This is a genomic window from Streptosporangium sp. NPDC023615 (genome assembly GCF_040640155.1).
GTDB lineage: Bacteria > Actinomycetota > Actinomycetes > Streptosporangiales > Streptosporangiaceae > Streptosporangium.
This window is the reverse complement of record NZ_JBFABE010000164.1, coordinates 1-2,066: the sequence shown is the minus strand read 5'-3', so window position 1 is coordinate 2,066 and position 2,066 is coordinate 1. Positions and strand designations below refer to the sequence as shown.

At 78.1% G+C, this 2,066-nt stretch carries 1 protein-coding gene; it reads left to right on the top strand.

All coding sequences use genetic code 11. From position 1 onward, the window contains the following. The coding region (locus AB0G16_RS38670; protein WP_362815995.1) for a type I polyketide synthase at positions 1-2,066 on the top strand (2,066 nt) is incomplete at both ends.

Here is a 2,066-nt window from a genome sequence, read left to right as displayed (position 1 = left end):
CGGGGTGTTGCCGCCGACGTTGCACGTCACCGAACCCACCCCCCACGTCGACTGGACGGCCGGGCGGGTCGAGCTGCTCACCGGGGCCCGCGCCTGGCCGGCCGGCGCCCGGCCCCGCCGCGCGGGCGTCTCCTCCTTCGGCATCAGCGGCACCAACGCCCACCTCATCGTCGAGGAGGCCCCCACCCCCGATCCCACGACCCCGGGGGACGACGCCGAGCCGGGCGTTCCCCTCTCCGGGCCGACCGCCTGGCCGATCAGCGCCCGCGGCGCCCGGTCCCTGCGGGCCCAGGCCGTCCGGCTGCACGCGGCCGTCACCTCCGGCGAGCGGCCGGCCCCCGCCGACGTGGCGCGCGCGCTCGCCGGCCGCGCCGCCTTCCCCCACCGCGCCGTCGTGATCGCCCACGACCACGACGCCCTCACCGCCACGCTCTCGGCGTACGTCGCCGACGCGCCCGACCCCGCCACGGCCGTCGAGGGGACGACCGTCGAAGGGGTGGCCGTCGAGCAGCCGAGGATCGCGTTCCTCTTCACCGGGCAGGGCGGGCAGCGCGCCGGGATGGGCCGGGAGCTCGCCGCCGCCGCGCCCGCGTTCGCCGCGGCCCTCGACGAGGTCTGCGCCGCCCTCGACCCCCACCTCGACAGGCCGTTGCGCGACGTCATGTGGGCCGAGCCCGGCAGTCCCGGCGCGGCCTCGCTGGACCGGACCGCCTACACGCAACCGGCGCTGTTCGCCTTCGAGGTGGCGGCCCTCCGGATGCTGCAGTCGTACGGGATGAGGCCCGACCTCGTCGCGGGGCACTCGGTGGGCGAGTACGCGGCCGCGCACGCCGCCGGCGTCTGGTCCCTGACGGACGCGGCCCGCCTCATCGCCGCCCGCGGACGACTCATGCAGGAACTCCGCGACCCCGGCGCCATGGTCGCGGTCGAGGCGACGGCCGAGGAGGTCGCCGCGACGCTGACCGGCCTGGAGACGCGCGTCGGCATCGCCGCCGTCAACGGCCCCACCGCCGTGGTCGTGTCCGGCGCCGAGCGGGAGTGCCTGGCGCTCGCCGAGCAGTGGCGCTCGCGCGGCCGGCGCACCCGGCGGCTGACCGTCAGCCACGCCTTCCACTCCCCGCTCATGGAGCCGATGCTGCCCGCGTTCGCCGCCGAGCTGGCGCGCGTGACGTTCGGCCACCCTCGCACCGCCTTCGTCGCCGGCACCGAGGGGACCTGGACCGACGCCCGCTACTGGCTCGACCAGATCGTCCGGCCCGTCCTGTTCCACGCGGCGGTCTCCCGGCTGGAGGACGAGGGCGCCGGCGTCCTCGTGGAGGTGGGGCCGCGGGCGGTGCTGTCCGGCATGGCGCACGACTGCGTCACCCGCGAGGGTACGACGATCGTCCCCCTGCACCGGCGCGACCACGCCGAGCACGACGCGCTCGCCGACTGCCTCGCCCGCGCCTGGACGGCCGGGGCGGGCGTGGACTGGTCCGCGGTGGCGGGCACGGGCGGCCGTGCGGACCTGCCCACCTACGCCTTCGAGCGTGAGCGCTTCTGGCTCGACCCGCCCGCGCCCGCCGCCGACCTGGCCTCGGCGGGCCTGCGCGAGGCCGGCCACCCGCTGCTCAGCGCGGTCGTCGACCTGCCCGAGGACGGTCAGGCCGTGCTGACCGGCCGGCTGTCGGTCACCGCCACGCCGTGGCTGGCCGGGCACGCGGTGTCCGGCACGGTCGTGCTGCCGGGGGCGGCGCTCGCCGAGCTGGTGCTGGAGGCCGGTGGCCGCGCGGGCTGCGACCGCGTCGACGAGCTGGTGTTCGAGGCCCCGCTGACGCTGTCCCCGGGCGGCGGCACGGCGATCCAGGTGGTCGTCGAGCGTGCCGACGACTCCGGCGCCCGGCCGGTGCGCGTGTACTCGCGCCCCTCGGGCGACGCCGACCTCGCCGACCCCGCCGGCTCCGGCTGGACCCGCCACGTGTCGGCCACCGTCACCCCCTCCGCGCCGGGCACCCTCTCCACCGGTGTTTCCGCCGGTACGCCGTGTCCGTGGGCGTCGCAGTGGCCGCCGGTGGGTGCGGAGCCGG